General features: G+C 40.3%; 13 protein-coding genes. 10 read left to right on the top strand and 3 right to left on the bottom strand.

Annotation, left to right across the window (positions count from 1 at the left end; all coding sequences use genetic code 11):
• The first annotated feature begins 40 nt into the window (after positions 1 to 40).
• From OXPF_RS15690 to OXPF_RS15660, 7 genes are all read left to right on the top strand, one after another.
• On the top strand, positions 41 to 265 hold the full coding sequence (locus OXPF_RS15690; RefSeq protein WP_054876180.1) for a hypothetical protein: 225 nt from the start codon (positions 41 to 43) through the stop codon (positions 263 to 265).
• A 98-nt stretch (positions 266 to 363) separates the two neighbouring features.
• The gene (locus OXPF_RS15685; protein ID WP_054876179.1) at positions 364 to 1,452 is read left to right on the top strand and encodes an NAD(P)-dependent alcohol dehydrogenase; all 1,089 of its coding nucleotides are present in this window, start codon (positions 364 to 366) and stop codon (positions 1,450 to 1,452) included.
• Positions 1,453 to 1,501: 49 nt separating this feature from the next.
• Positions 1,502 to 2,272 (top strand): nitroreductase family protein, encoded by a 771-nt coding sequence (locus OXPF_RS15680; protein WP_054876178.1) that lies wholly within the window; start codon positions 1,502 to 1,504, stop codon positions 2,270 to 2,272.
• Positions 2,273 to 2,284: 12 nt separating this feature from the next.
• On the top strand, positions 2,285 to 3,085 hold the full coding sequence (locus OXPF_RS15675) for a GNAT family N-acetyltransferase (RefSeq protein WP_054876177.1): 801 nt from the start codon (positions 2,285 to 2,287) through the stop codon (positions 3,083 to 3,085).
• 179 nt (positions 3,086 to 3,264) lie between these two features.
• Complete coding sequence (locus OXPF_RS15670) at positions 3,265 to 4,326, top strand: GNAT family N-acetyltransferase (RefSeq protein WP_242854425.1); 1,062 nt, start codon at positions 3,265 to 3,267, stop codon at positions 4,324 to 4,326.
• Positions 4,327 to 4,415: 89 nt separating this feature from the next.
• Positions 4,416 to 5,210, top strand: coding sequence for a GNAT family N-acetyltransferase (locus OXPF_RS15665; RefSeq protein WP_054876175.1), 795 nt, complete (start codon positions 4,416 to 4,418; stop codon positions 5,208 to 5,210).
• A 289-nt stretch (positions 5,211 to 5,499) separates the two neighbouring features.
• Positions 5,500 to 6,024 (top strand): flavodoxin domain-containing protein, encoded by a 525-nt coding sequence (locus OXPF_RS15660; protein WP_054876174.1) that lies wholly within the window; start codon positions 5,500 to 5,502, stop codon positions 6,022 to 6,024.
• Between the two features lie 396 nt (positions 6,025 to 6,420).
• Here OXPF_RS15660 and dcuC read toward each other — a convergent pair whose 3' ends face one another.
• The 3 genes from dcuC to OXPF_RS15645 form a co-directional block, all read right to left on the bottom strand.
• Positions 6,421 to 7,806: a C4-dicarboxylate transporter DcuC gene (dcuC, locus tag OXPF_RS15655; protein WP_054876173.1), complete on the bottom strand. Its 1,386-nt coding sequence runs from the start codon at positions 7,804 to 7,806 to the stop codon at positions 6,421 to 6,423.
• Positions 7,807 to 7,820: 14 nt separating this feature from the next.
• Entirely contained in the window at positions 7,821 to 8,816 is a 996-nt protein-coding gene (locus OXPF_RS15650; protein ID WP_054876172.1) for a uroporphyrinogen decarboxylase family protein, read from the bottom strand.
• Between the two features lie 150 nt (positions 8,817 to 8,966).
• Positions 8,967 to 10,112, bottom strand: coding sequence for a uroporphyrinogen decarboxylase family protein (locus tag OXPF_RS15645; protein ID WP_054876171.1), 1,146 nt, complete (start codon positions 10,110 to 10,112; stop codon positions 8,967 to 8,969).
• A 435-nt stretch (positions 10,113 to 10,547) separates the two neighbouring features.
• On the opposite strand from OXPF_RS15645, the gene OXPF_RS15640 reads away from it, so the two are divergent.
• The 3 genes from OXPF_RS15640 to OXPF_RS15630 all read left to right on the top strand — a co-directional run bounded on the left by OXPF_RS15640 (position 10,548) and on the right by OXPF_RS15630 (position 14,957).
• Entirely contained in the window at positions 10,548 to 11,465 is a 918-nt protein-coding gene (locus tag OXPF_RS15640) for a helix-turn-helix domain-containing protein (protein ID WP_054876170.1), read from the top strand.
• A gap of 199 nt (positions 11,466 to 11,664) precedes the next feature.
• A complete protein-coding gene (locus OXPF_RS15635; RefSeq protein ID WP_054876169.1) occupies positions 11,665 to 13,557 on the top strand; it encodes an FAD-binding protein in 1,893 nt (630 codons plus the stop codon).
• Positions 13,558 to 13,700: 143 nt separating this feature from the next.
• Positions 13,701 to 14,957: a helix-turn-helix transcriptional regulator gene (locus OXPF_RS15630; protein ID WP_054876168.1), complete on the top strand. Its 1,257-nt coding sequence runs from the start codon at positions 13,701 to 13,703 to the stop codon at positions 14,955 to 14,957.
• Positions 14,958 to 15,188 lie beyond the last annotated feature (231 nt).

Raw genomic sequence — 15,188 nt, 5'->3', positions numbered from 1 at the left:
CTTGGGAACATGGATTTCAAGAGGAGGTAGGTGCAAGATTATGTCTCCATTAAGAGATAAAGCACATGAAATTATTGATACGATATCAGAAAAGAGAGTAGCTGAAATTATTGATTTTCTTGAATATTTGAAGATAAAAGAAGAAATGGAAGCCACTAATGAAATCCTAAGTGATAAACATATGATGGAATTAATTAAAAAAGGATTGAAGGAAATTGAAAACAATGAAACAGTTGATCTAGATGATGTATTAGATAATGTATAAAATCAAACTATGAGCTATATAGAACATCAACGGCAAAAAACTTGATGTTCTTTTATTTTTATCTGAAAATGCTATAATTGATGAGAGAAGGTGTAGTTATGGAAATCCAAGCGGCAGTTTTACATAATCATGGTGAAAAATTCAATATTGAAACTGTTACTCTTGATGAACCAAAAGCGGATGAAGTGCTGGTTAAAATCATCGCTTCGGGGATTTGCCTTACTGATATACACATTCAACATCAGGAGTACTACTTTCCGCTGCCTGCTGTTTTAGGCCACGAAGGTGCCGGCATTGTGGAAAAGGTAGGCGAGGGCGTATCCGGTGTAAAGCCCGGGGACCATGTGGTTTTAGGATATGCATATTGCGGAGAATGCCAGCCTTGTCTTAACAACACACCATATAAATGCGATATTTATGATGAACTTAACTTCGGCGGGAGGATGATTGACGGTACAACAAGGCTTCATCATCATAACGATGATTTATCCGTACTGTTTGGGCAGTCTTCCTTTGCAGCTTATGCTGTTGTCAATATAAACAACATTGTAAAAGTTGATGATGACCTGGATTTGAAATATCTTGGGCCGCTAGGCTGCGGAATTCAAACCGGAAGCGGTACGATTTTTAATTATTTTAAAGCACAAGCCGGCTCAAGTATTGCCGTTTTTGGTGCAGGTGCGGTAGGATTAAGCGCAGTTATGGCGGCAAAAGCTGCAAATTGCGGAATCATAATTGCAGTAGATATTCACGATAACCGCTTGGAGCTGGCAAGGGAATTGGGTGCCACTCATGTTTTGAATTCCCGTAAAGTTGATGTTGAAGCTGAGATAAAACGTATAACCAATGGTGGAGTTGATTATGCCCTGGAGGCATCCGGGCATGGAGCGGTTGGGCGGCAGGCCGTTAATTCTCTTAAATATGGCGGAAGCCTTGCTTATGTCAGTTCGCCTCCATCCACATACGGATTGGATCCTTCACATGTAAGGAGCTTATCAATTAGAGGTATCGTGGAGGGTGACAGTGTTCAACAGGTTCTAATACCGCAGCTTATAAAGCTATATAAGGAAGGGAAATTTCCATTCCATAAGCTTATCAGGTTTTATCAGCTGCATGAGATAAATCAGGCTATTGCCGATTCACAGGAAGGAACCGTTATAAAATCAGTTATAATAATGCCCACTTAATATTCAATATATCAACGTAAAATAATAAACTAAAAGGAGAGGACTACATATGAATGAAACATTAAAGACCATATATAACAGAAAATCCGTAAGGGTTTTTGAAGATAAAGAAATTGCCGGGGAAATAAAGACTCATATTATAAAGTCTGCCATGAGGGCGCCTACCGCCGGAAATATGATGTTATATACAATAATAGAGGTTGCTGAACAAAGTGCTAAAGAAACACTGGCAGAAACCTGCGATAATCAGCCTTTCATAGCCAAGTCTCCTTTTGTGCTGCTTTTTCTGGCGGATTATCAGCGCTGGTATGATTATTACATAGCTTCAGGGGTGCCTGAGCTTTGCGGCAAAAATAATATGGAGATGAGAAAGCCGGGCGAGGGAGATTTATTCTTAGCCTGCTGTGATGCCCTGATTGCTGCACAGAATGCAGTTATCGCAGCAGAATCCTTAGGGTTAGGCTCCTGCTACATAGGAGATATAATGGAAAATTATGAGGCTCACAAGGAACTGTTCGGACTTCCGCGGTATACCTTTCCTATTGCCATGGTGTGCTTTGGTTATCCGACGGAGCAGCAGGTAAAAAGGGAGCAGCCTAATCGGTTTGATGAAAGATTTATAGTTTTTAAAGATAAGTATAAAAGTTTAAGCCTATATGATTTTGAAGAAATGTTTAAAGAAATGGACGAAAAGGGCAGTAAAAGCTTTATAGGCGGGGCGGAAAATTCCGGACAGCATAACTATTTAAGAAAATTCAGCGCCGATTTCTCAATAGAAATGACAAGGTCAGTCAGGGAAATTCTAAAGAACTGGAAGTAGGGATTTTATATCATGATTAGAAAATTGACAATACAGGATAATAAAAAGGTTATGGAATACCTCAAAGAAGAGGCATCCATAAACCTTTTTATTATGGGGGATATTGAAAATTACGGATATGACAAAACTTATTTGGATTTATGGGGCGAATTTGATGAAGGCGGCAATTTAAAGGCTGTGATGATGAAATTCTTTAATTCTCTGACAGCATATTCAAAAGGTTGCTTTGATGTGCAGGAATTTGCAGGTATAATAAAGGGCTTAGAAGGAATTGAAGAGTTTTCCGGGAAAGCTTCTGTAACGGAAAAGTTTGAAAATATCCAAGGCTTTAATTTAAAAGGGAAGAGGAATACCTTCTTGTGTGAGCTTAAAGGAGGCAACAAATTGTCTAGTTTTCCCGAGGAATACAAAGTTAAAAAAGCGGGAATAGAGGATGCGGACCGGCTTGTAGAATCAATGGCTGTCATAGAGGAATTCGGGCCTATCACCCAAGCCGATAAAAAGAGGATTAAAAATAAATTGGAGGTTAAAACAGGCAGGGCGTTTTTTATTGAGGAAGATGGGATTATTGTGTCAGCCGCCAACACAACTGCGGAAAATTCCAAATCTGCCATGATAGTCGGCGTATATACTCATCCGGATTACCGGAGCAAGGGTTATGCCACCCTTTGCATGAATGTCTTGTGCCGGGAGCTTTTATCCGAAGGGAAATCCTTATGCTTGTTTTATGATAACCCGGCCGCCGGAAGGATATATAAAAGGCTTGGTTTTACTGATATAGGCAATTGGAATATGTACGAAATAGGGCAATAGAATTATAATAATTTAAAAGCGTTTAGAATCAGGGGGATAATTATAATAAGAAAACTATCAGTTCAGGATAATGACAAGCTTATTAAGTGTTCAGAAAAGCAAAGTCATAGGAAAACCAGGCGGACCATGTTATACTGGATATGGAAACCTATTATAAAGGCGAGCTTTGCAGGAGATAGGTGAAGTATATATACTCTTTACAATTTTGTCCTTACACCCAATATGGAGGAATGGAAATGACAATATCCGAATTCAGAGCAATTACCACTGCCGATATCCCCGCCATGACTAATTTACTGATATCAAGACAGATACTTGAGAGTGACACATTCCCATTTCTTCAAAATCGCTGTCTCAACACAAAATATGGCATGGATGCGCTTGAAAAGTTATTTATGAGCAGCACCGTCACCGGAGCAGGCGCGTTTGTAGAGAATGAATTAGCCGGCTATATCATGGGAGAGATCAAGGTTGACCCGTCAAGGGGCAGGCATGCATGGGTGCCCTATGAGGGAATGGCGGTCAGAGCGGATCAATCTCCTGAGCTTATCAGGACTCTCTATGAAAAGGTCTGCACTGCGTGGCTTAAGCAAGGCTGTTTTATGCACTATGTAATCGTACCTCTTGGAAATCAGGCATATTTTGAGGCCTTCCAGCGCCTGAGCTTTTTCATCCAGCAGGTACATGGGGTCATGAATCTGGAGGAATACCGTCCCTTTGCACATGTGCCTGATATTAAGGTTCGTATTGCCGGCAAAGCGGACCGCGAAAAAATGGGGCGCATGTCCGGCATTATCCAGTCATATCAGAATTCAGCACCTACGTTTGAGCTTGTGCTGCCCGAAGTAGAGGCGGATATAAAAGCCGGATATGAAAGAACCGTGGAGGACGGCGACATGACGGTTCTCCTTGCGGAGAAAGACGGGGAGGAGTTGGGTTTTCAAATCTATGAGGCTGCTGCTTCCGGGTTGATGTCGCCTGACGGCGGCGCGGAGCTCAGTGTCGCCGGTACATACCCCTGCCGGATGGGGACCGGCGTCGGAAAGAAGCTGATGAATGAAGGCTGTTCTCTTATGAGAGAGCGGGGTGTTCGCCATATTATAGCGGATTGGAGGATCACCAACCTCGCCTCCTCCACCTTTTGGCCCAAGTGCGGATTTAAGCCAGCCGCCTATCGGATGGTCAGATATATCGATAGCAGCTGGACCTGGGCAGGCTTTGATCATTTGGACATCCAATAAGATAGGGAGTAATGTATAAAAGGAATCCTTTCCTTATTTCGATTCATGGATATTATGAGCAATTTGCTCATTTAGGATGGGGGATAATTATGATAAGAAAATTATCAGTTCAGGATAATGACAAGCTTATGGAGTATCTTAAGGAAGAAGCGTCCATGAATCTATTTATAATAGGTGATATTGAGAATTTCGGGTATGATAAGGACTTTATGGATTTGTGGGGAGACTTTGACGATAACGGAAATTACAGAGGCGTGCTGTTAAGGTATTATAATTCTGTCATTATATATGCAAAGGGTGATTTTGACGTATTTGGTTTTGCCGATATTATGAAAGGATTTGAGTGTGTGGAAGTAATATCGGGAAAAGGCGGAGTAACGGAGAAGTTTGAGAATATACCCGGATTGAAACTCGGTGAAAGGCGCCCGACATACCTTTGCGAATTGAAAGACAGCAGCAGTTTAGCTGCAATATCCGATGTAAGCAAGGTCAAAAAGGCTGGTGTAAATGACGTGGACAGAATTATGGAACTGTGGTCCATTACATCCGAATTTTCACCGGTTACCGGCAGCACCAGGAGAAGCACCAAAAACAAGCTGGAGACTAAATCCGGCCGGGTATTTTATATAGAAGAAAACGGGAAGATTATTTCCTCTGCCAGCACTACTGCTGAAAATTCAGTGTCTGCCATGATAGTTGGCGTAAGCACCCACCCGAATCACCGCAATAAAGGCTATGCCACCCTTTGTATGAATGTATTATGCCGGGAGCTTTTATCTGAAGGAAGGTTATTATGCCTCTTCTACGACAATCCCGTTGCCGGAAAGATATACAAAAGCTTAGGATTTAGAGATATAGGAATATGGAACATGCACAAGAATTGACTAATGTAAAAAACAAAACTGAATATTCCGTTACCAGGTGCCATTCCACAGGAATATGAAGCTGGCCGAAAAGGGCTTTGTGACAGTCCATCATGACGAGAAAGACGGCAGAGCCTGCGGATAACAGCAAACGATAAATGCGGGCAGTGGGACAAAGATAATGAACAAATTGCAACGCAGTTTATTGACAGTATGTTCTCTGGCATGAGCGTGGATGAAATTGCCCGTTTAAGCGGTTCTTTAATGAAGGTATTTGATAATCTAGATAACATAAACGGAGGGACAGCTAATGCCTAAAAAGATTTTAGTCACATATACATCCAAATACGGCTCAACTCGCAAGTACGCTGAATGGATTGCTTCGGCACTGAATGCAGATTTATTTGCAGCCCAAACGGTTGAACCAAAAATTCTAAGTCAATACCACGTCGTGATATATGGTGGTGGTCTGTATGCAGGTGGTATCGCAGGTGTAAAGCTGGTTACTCAAAATCCCTGTAAAAACCTTATCGTGTTTACCGTTGGATTAGCCGATCCCAACTCAACAGACTATAGTGAGATCATAAATAAAAACTTTATGCCAGAGCTTCTCGCAAAAACAAAATTCTTCCATCTGCGCGGAGGCATAGACTATAAAAAACTTGGTCCTGTCCATAAAGTCATGATGGCTATGATGAAAGGCATGATTCAAAGAAAGCCTGAATCTGAGCGAGAAGCTGATGACAAAGAATTTCTCGATACTTATAATTCAAAAGTGAATTTTGAGGATAAGGGAACTATAGATTCGCTAATCGTCTATGTGAAGGGCTTATAAACTTATAGAAAACAACATTTCTCTTTCAATCCACAACTTCCCATTATATAAATTGCACTAAACTGCTACGCAGTGGCTGTACCTCCACCGTCTAAATGCTTTATCAAAACTGCTCAAAACAGAGCAGTTTTTTTCAAATCCTTTAAAATTGAGATATGCCATAAGGCAAATCAGCCAAACCCACAAACTATCGCTCATGCAGCATAAGACAATGAATGCACTATGGGGATAAGGGCAATTACAAATAGGGATCGCACAAGAAATTCAATAGCTATTATCAAAAATCAAGCCTAATAGTCCTAATAGCCCTAAGTATTGGTTAATGTTCCAAAAAACAAGAAGACGTCCGCCAAGCCGTCTTCTTGTTATATAATGAGGTAAAGAGTTATGGAGGTATTATTTAAGAATAATCATGGAAAATATAAATGTAAGCACATACATTAATGCGGCAGGTATGGCGGCACGCTTGAACAGTTCAATGGGTTTGTCGTTAATCATGCCTGAACAGTATTGAAGATGAACTGAGGTGCCAAGGTTAAAGCAGCGGAGACCATTTGCTATCTGCAGCGGGAGTGAAGCTGCATAATAGGAAATTCCCATGGAGCTTGCTATAGTGGTAAGGGCAGGCGCAGTCATTATTCCGACAACACCGCCTCCGCCCATCATCAAACACATAAACATCAGCACGAAGCCTAAGAGCAATAAAAGCAGCATACCGTTCATACCTGCGCCTAAAACTGTATCAATGAGATACCGAAAGCCGTTTAGCTTGTTTAGCATTCCTGCAAAGAACTGGGAGCTGATTACCATTGTGAGCAAGGATCCAAAAGCAGTTCCCATTCCCTTTGACCATTCCATGAAATCGTTTATAGGTTCCAATATCTTTTTCCTGCGGATGGATTCAACCACAAAGACTATAACCAAGGATATGACAACAGCAGCCACAACGCTAATGGTGAATTTAGAGAATATGGGGCTGAACGCCAATATGAACAACAGCGGAAGTATGGGGAATATGGCATAAAATTTAGGCATTTCAAGGGTTTTGGCATTTGCATCCCCTGTTGCTGCCACTTCTTCCGATACATCCCTGTCTGCTCCGAATACGTAGCCTTGCTTTTTATCGACAAACTGCATTATAGGCCCGCTGACTACGGCAATTATCACCAGCACTATGGGAAGAACCCTTATGGAAACGCTGGTAAAATATTCTGACATGGGGAAATTGAGAATGCCGGAATAAAACTGCGCTATAACAAAGTCTGCGGGACCCCAGTCAAAACAGGTACCCAGTAACAGTGCTGAAATGGCTGTTCTCTTGCTGAGTCCTGCCTTTATCAAGGCAGGGTACAAGGTCGTGCTGAACAGGGCCACGATAGCTATGGCGGAAACTATGGCAATTCTCATTAAACCGCAAATCATTATGGTGATAAAAACGCCCACAAAATATGGATTTTTGGATTTTTCTATAGGCTTTGCAATAATGGTGCCCAAAACATTGGATGCATTGATTTTGTTCATATACGATGAGTATCCGAAAATGGGAACCATGGCCATTCCTGTTGAAGAAAATGTCGTAAGGAAGGTTTCTTTAACTGCTTCAAATATATCAAGTACCAGACTGCCGCTGGAGGTTGCTGCAACGGATTTTCCTGTAAATATGGTAATACCCGCTGCCACCAGTAAGCCCATGGCAAGAAATACGGCAACGTTTGGCAATTTTTTATTGATTAAGTAAACTGCAGTGATAACACATACAATTGTGATTATCAAATTGAGCATAAGTTAGCCTCCTATTATTTTTGGTAGAATGCATGACCATATTTATCGGCTTCATCATTCAACCATAAAAGTTGTTCAGGGTTTCTGTCTGTCGCACCGCTGCACCAAAATACATATTTGCCTGTAGGCCCATAGGTATCTATGGCTAATCTTACGGATTGACGGACTGTTTCTTCATCGGCTTCCTGCTGGTTGCCCGGCCCGAAGGCATCCCATCCGCCTATGCATACAATGCCGTAATCTCTCTTGGCTTTCTCAATATCATTGAAAACTTGGAAAGGCTGTATAACAGATACGCCAATTTCAGCATAATCAGGTATGACAGGCTCTACATATCCGTCAACATGCATCTGGGCACGGCAGCCTAATTCAATAGCTGCCTCGAATACCTTTTTCTGAGCCGGTTTTATCAATTCTCTGTAGGTTTTAGGCGACATCATCAAATCCTTTTTATTTGAAATATGATCCATTATAGTGACTAAATCCGGCCTGAAGTACTTGGACTGACGGCGGAGAACTTCGATATACATGTCTGCTATAGCCATAAGGAAGTTATAGGTTTCCGCCGGTTCTTCAGCCAATGCTAAAAGCGCGCCTTCAAATCCCATGATGTAATGAAGTTCGTCCCAAATGCCTCCCAGGCTTAAGTTAAAAACCTTATCCTTATGGTCAAGCTTGCCGTAAAAGCAGGCAGCCTTATCATAAGAATCGTGGCTTTGCTCTTCCCAGTTAATGGTGTCGTATTCAACTTTCGGCATAATATCCCGCCATTTTGTAATATCCGTAAGGCGGAATTGAAGATTTTTAGTATGGGCCGGAATAGGTCCGTCAACGGTGGAGGTGAACTCCACACCGAAAAAGTCAATGTTGTAACCTGTCACCGTATCCTTTGTTCTTCTGAACAATGGGATGCCTATATTGGCTATTTCCCTTGAATAGTTGGGAACCCATGCAGGCTGATCGCCGTCAAGAACCAGGAGCATATTTTCTCTATCTGAAATATTACTCATTTTAAAACCCCCAATATTTTAAGCTTCAATCATCATCAATATAAGCGAAAATACAAATGCTTTGCGGGCTGCCTCGTCAGCTATGAAAGTTTCATCCTTTTCCAATTCCTTTAATAATTCGCTGATTTTCTTTTCCATACAAATCCCCTCCTATTTATAATCGTGAACAAACTGGAATATTGCTTGCATATTTTCTGCGTTTACATCGGAAACAGACAATGCAGGCAAATCTATTCCGAATATAAAGCCGCCGCCAGGGGCGCATTCATCCATTATGCGTTTTGCCATGTCCAGGCATTCCTGCTTGGATTTGTATTTAATGTAGCTGCTGGGGAAGTTTCCTATTATTGCAACATGGTTTCCGATTTTTTTCTTTGCATAAAAGATGTCGTCTTTTTCCAGTTTCAGGATTACGCTTGCTTTCGGAAGGTCTAAAAGAAGGTCATAGAATCTTGACATATCCCCTTCACCGGTTATTGATGTTTTGGAGCCTTTTTCATGTGCGAAAAGAAGCATTTTCTTGTATGTCGGCCAGAAGTATTTTTCGAAGTCTGATGTGCGGAGATATGTGGGACAATGAATTGTAGTTCCTGCAAAGGGCAGCTTGTCTGTCAAGTTTTCAAGAGGCTTCATATATATGGGGAGCATTGCTTCGCATGCCTTGCCCATATTTTCGGCTTGCCGGCGAAGGTCCGTTGTCGTTCCTTTAAATCCCCTCAGGCGGTCAAATATGACATCGAAGGGAGGATAGGATTTGGCTCCTACAGGTGATATGACTCCGTAATTTTCTATGCAATATTGTGAATATATTCTGCTGGCCGCAAAGAACTTTTGATAAGCTTTTGCAGCATTTTTCAATACTTCATAGCTTTTGGGATAACCTTCAGTTAATAATGGGAATTTCCTCGGGAATAATGTATCTACTATAAAATTCATTGGGTCTTCGATTAGCTGCGGATATTCATCTTCAAGCATGGGTACGCTCTCTTTATGCTGTACCGTTATTCCGTCCCTGCTTATGAAATATGTGTCCCTCCCTAAAGCCCATATTGCTTCCAGCGGATTTAAGGCGCCGCCGCTTAAAAAGTCCACTGCAAAATCCTCATAGAGCTTTGAACAGGTTTTCGCATATCTTTCGGGATCGTCCAAAACTTCCTGCATGGTCATGCCGTATAATCCGATTTGGGCATTTCCTATGCCGCCGCTGACCAAAACGTGTTCCGGTTCCCTTAAATTTACCGTATCAAGATAATCCTTGATTCTCTGGTCATATTTCTTTTTTACTTCTTCATTCATATTACCCCTCCTAATTTGCTGAAACACAAGTTTCTTGTTTTAAACCCATCCCCGGCATATCTTTACGCCTTCTGCCGCATTGGTGGTAAAGGCATTTATTAATTTTTTGTCAAATTTATAAAAAAACTCAGCCACCTCACTTTACTGAAAGGTTAACATATAATGGTTTTATAAATATATCATACAGTCATTTAAACTTTGTTACTTAGTAAATATTGCACTATTTATTGGAAATGTTGCTACAATATTGTAATAAAATATAATATTTGTTATTATATTGACGTCTTAATTAAGCATTTATGAGACATATCTGAGACATAATGGAGTTTTAAAAAAACTGTGAATTCTTTGGCCTTATAAAAAATAGAATATATAAGTTAATAAAATGATGTTGTTCTATTAATGTTTTGAATGCTATGAAAGGATGATTAAGTTATGAGTAAATCATTGCGCCCCGAGTCTTATCATGCAAATCAGAAGATGGCTACTCATAAAATGACTGGACAGGCATTTGAATTATTTTATCTAAGAGACAGAGCATTTAAAGGCAGCAGTTTTAATACCAACTATTATCACGCCATAACATTTTGCACTGCAGGAGAGGTTTCGGTCATTGTAGATGACAAAAGGCACATCTTAAAGGCAGGTGAGATTTTCCTTACTAAAGCAAGCTGTAAAGGACACTATATGGTGCTTGAACCCACACCTATTTATGAAAGAGTTCTTTTATGGATAAAACCGGGATTTATTTCTACGATAGAAGAAGACGGAATAAATTTGCTTGAATGCTTTGATACCGTTGTGTTAAGACCCAATTCACATTTGCGGGAAACTATAATGGATATAGTGCTGAAACTGGAGAAAACCTGTATAGAGCAGGCTCACGGACATGAAATTTTAAGCTATGCATACATAGTTGAATTGCTTATATATCTTAACCGGGCTTATAAAAATATAATTCATGATGAGATAGAAGTTGATATAAAATACAGTATGAATATTGATAAGGTTATTGAATATATAGATGAGAATTTATGCTGCGATTTATCCCTGGACAAACTGGCGGATAAATTTTATATCAGCAAGTACTGGCTTCTCCGGGAATTTAAAAAGAGCGTGGGATTTACATTATATAATTACATACTTCAAAAGAGGCTTAGCATGGCAAAGCAGCTTATAATGGAAAACGTATCAGTAACGGAAGTATATTTAAAATGCGGATTCCGGGATTATACCAATTTTATAGCAGCTTTTAAGAAGGCATACGGGCTGCCGCCAAAGAAATATTATAAAAAATACATAAATTCTTTCAATAAAAGGCATTTTGGCATGGAAGTAAAGGACCTTGTTTGATTAATTCAAGCAAGGTCTTTTTTATTGGGAAAATTAAGGCAAGCAGGTCGAACAAACCTAATTTTTTCCTTATAAGTCTAAGTTTTTACTCTACCATGAATTTACATATCGTTATAAAATTAACATAACGACGGGAATTAATTTATTCCGGATAATATAATTCATTTTACACTAACTTATTTTATGGGGAGGATAAACTATGAAAAAATTTAAATCTTGGATTTCATTACTTCTGATTACAATAATGATGTTATCTTTTTCATCCTGCACACAGCAGCAAGGGGATAAGCCCGGTGAAGCTGGTGAAGGTGCAGGGCAGGAGAAAACCTATGCGGATACTATAAAATGGGATGCCGCATATGACGTAGTAGTTGTAGGGTTTGGCGGAGCCGGCGCCGTAGCAAGCGTTGCTGCGGCTGAAAAAGGGGCCAGGGTGTTGCTGGTTGAAAAAGCGCCTGAAGGCCAGGAAGGAGGAAATACCCGGTATGCGGCACAGATTGTGATGGCGCCAAAGGACAGAGATAAAGCAATAACATATTTTAAGGCCCTCCGCGGCGGTTATGATAATCAAAGCGATAAAATTATTGAAACAATTGTGGATGGCAGCATGGCTGTAAGGGATTGGCTTACAGCCCACGGCGCAAAAAAAATCGTTGAATTCCCTCTGATAGAATATCCCGAAGCTCCAGGAGCGGATGGTATCAGCGCTATTGTAATCGATGAGCAGGAGATTTTTACCGGCAGGTTATGGCAGCTCTTACGCAAAAACGTAACAGACCGGAAGGACAGCATAGATGTATGGTTTGAAGCTCCCGGCAAGGAACTTATTCAGGATCCCGGCAGCAAAATAGTTCTTGGCGTTAAGGTTGAAAAGGACGGGAAAATATTGAATGTCCGCGCACAAAACGGAGTAGTGCTTGCAACGGGCGGATTTGAAAACAACGAAACCATGGTGGAAAATTACACACAGATGCCTGAAGCCTTTTCCAAAGGCGCCCACTATAATACCGGTGACGGAATTGTAATGGCAATGAAGGCAGGAGCTGATTTATGGCATATGAGCACTTTGTCCGGACCTGACTTGAATTTTAAAGATCCTGACAGCGTTACTTCATTTGGCTACAGCATACAATATGACGGACATGCTAACGGGTTCAATAAAAGAAGCACAATTTTTACCGGCTCCGACGGCACCCGTTTCATGAACGAAGCATTTTTCCCAAGGCATGGGCATATAAACAACAGCGGCACATGGGTTTCATTGCAGATACCGTCGCCTGCTTATGCGATATTCGACGAAACAGCCCGCCTGGCAGGGCCCATATATACAACCTGGAGCAAGGACAGCTCCGAGGAAATTGCAAAGGGCTGGATAGTTAAAGCCGATACCATTGAGGAGCTTGCCGGAAAAGTTGGTATTAATGCCGAAGGGCTGGCAAACCAGGTCAAGGAGTATAACGCATATTGCAAGGATAAGAAGGACCCTCAGTTTAACCGCGACGCTGAAAATCTGAAGGCCATTTCAAGCAGCGGCCCCTATTATGCTATGAAGCTTGTGCCTACTTTCACCAACACCCAGGGCGGACCTGTACGCAATGAGAACGGCGAGGTCCTCGACTTGGACGGGAAGCCCATTCCTCATTTATACAGTGCAGGTGAACTTGGCTCTTATTATACAGATGTATACAACGGCGGAGGAAACCTGGCAGAGTGCATATTCTCCGGCAGGACTTCAGGGGAAAATGCAGCCAAGGCCAAGGACGGCACTCCAAAAACAGTTGTGGAAAATACCATTAAATCAGATATAGGTGCTGAAGATAAGATTGAATTGAAGGAAAATGAATATACAGGCAAAGGTATAGGTATGGGAGGAGAATTAACCGTAAAGGTTGCAATGGACGGCAAAAAGATCCTTTCAGTTGAAATTCTAAAGCATAACGAAACACCCAATGTGTCGGATAAAGCTATTGCAAATATACCTTCAGCTATTGTAAAAGCTCAGTCTGCCGATGTGGATATTGTAGCCGGTGCAACTGTGACCAGCAGAGCCATAACTGAAGCAGTCAAGGACGCCCTGGCAAAAGTAAAATAGCAATAAAGCATTGGTATTTGCCGGCAAAAATATTATGATATAGAATATTCATCTTTTTAAACGATCAAAAAACCCAGAGTTAACCTATGGGTTTTTTGATCATTTCAGCCATCATGTTATAATATTCACAAGGAGGCGTTTTGATGAAATCCAATGTTGAACAAAATGGAAATTCAGTAGTTAACATATCTTCACTAGCCCGTAAAATTTTTTTAAACGAGATTGTTACCGGACAGAAGGAAGACTATGCAAAACAACTATTAACCGATATCAATGAACGGCTCAACGTTGAATTTACGGATTATTACGTGCTGCTGACCGGTATCAAGAAAGAGGTGTATAACGGCATATATCATATTGAAGCCGCGGACTATCTGAAAATTTTTGCCGTGGCTGAGGAAGCTGTTTCTCGATACATGGATGATAATGGCTTTAATCATGAAATATTTATGTATTATTACTTTAATACAAAGCAAATGTGCATACTGTTTAACCGGAGAAATCACCTGGCCTGCGAGGTTGAGAAATGTGCGGAGCATATAAACGAATTGATTCAGCATATTTATGAAAATCAAATATTCAACGGAGATAAAAAATATTTTAATTTCACAACTATTTCGCCTTTACTGGAAGATTACAATCAGCTCACTCCTTCTTTTATGAGGCTGCAGGAACTTGGAAAGCTGGCTTTTTTTCATGATAAGTCCATAGTTATGACAGATGAAAAATTATTGAAATTAAAAAGGAAGGTTACATATTCCCGGATTAAACAGCTGCTGGATGAATTAATTGATTCCGGCTCAATGGGACAATTAAAAATTTGCCGGGATTTATTGCAGGATATGTTTTTAAACCAATTGAAATACAGTTATGATTTATCCCTTTGTTCGGATGTCTTAACAGAGCTTAAGGGCCAGGTATTCCGGTTCAATACATCCTTTGACCTGAATCTGGACGATGAAATCGAAAGCAAGTTTAAATTGAGCGCATACGCCAATATTGAAGATATGTATTTTTCCATGGATGATATTTTGCAATTATGCGTTAAAGAGGCAGTTAAGAAGGGAAAAGGAATCGGACATATATCTCAGGAAGCTATCAGATATATTAAAGGAAATTATGATAAAAATATAACTTTGACCGATATAGCAGAGCACGTAAAAGTAGTTCCGACATATATAAGCGAAATATTCAATAAAGAAATGGGAATGAGTATACCCCAGTATTTAACAAAATTCAGAATAGAAAAATCAAGAAAATTATTGATGGAAACAAATTTGAAAATATATGAAATTTCAAAGTATGTCGGCATAAATGATCCGAATTATTTCAGTAAAATTTTCAAGAAATACGAGGGAGCCACACCCCAGCAATTTCAGGAAAAATACAGGGGTTTATAATAATCGCAGCATCTTAACTTCCTTCAACAGGAATGTCAAAAAATACATAAATTCTTTCAATAAAAGCATTTCAGTATGGAAGTAAAATACCTTGTTTGATTAATTGTCAATTTTCAAAATAAACTAGGAAGTTTTTCTCACATTGTAATCGGAAGTAAAGGTCCACTTTTATCAAATTAAAATAGACGTACAAAATTAAATTAGGAAATTTCTCAATTTGTACTGGGAATA

The sequence above is a fragment of the Oxobacter pfennigii genome (assembly GCF_001317355.1).
GTDB lineage: Bacteria > Bacillota > Clostridia > Clostridiales > Oxobacteraceae > Oxobacter > Oxobacter pfennigii.
Note: the sequence above shows the minus strand (reverse complement) of the source record. Positions and strands in the feature narration are given on the sequence as shown.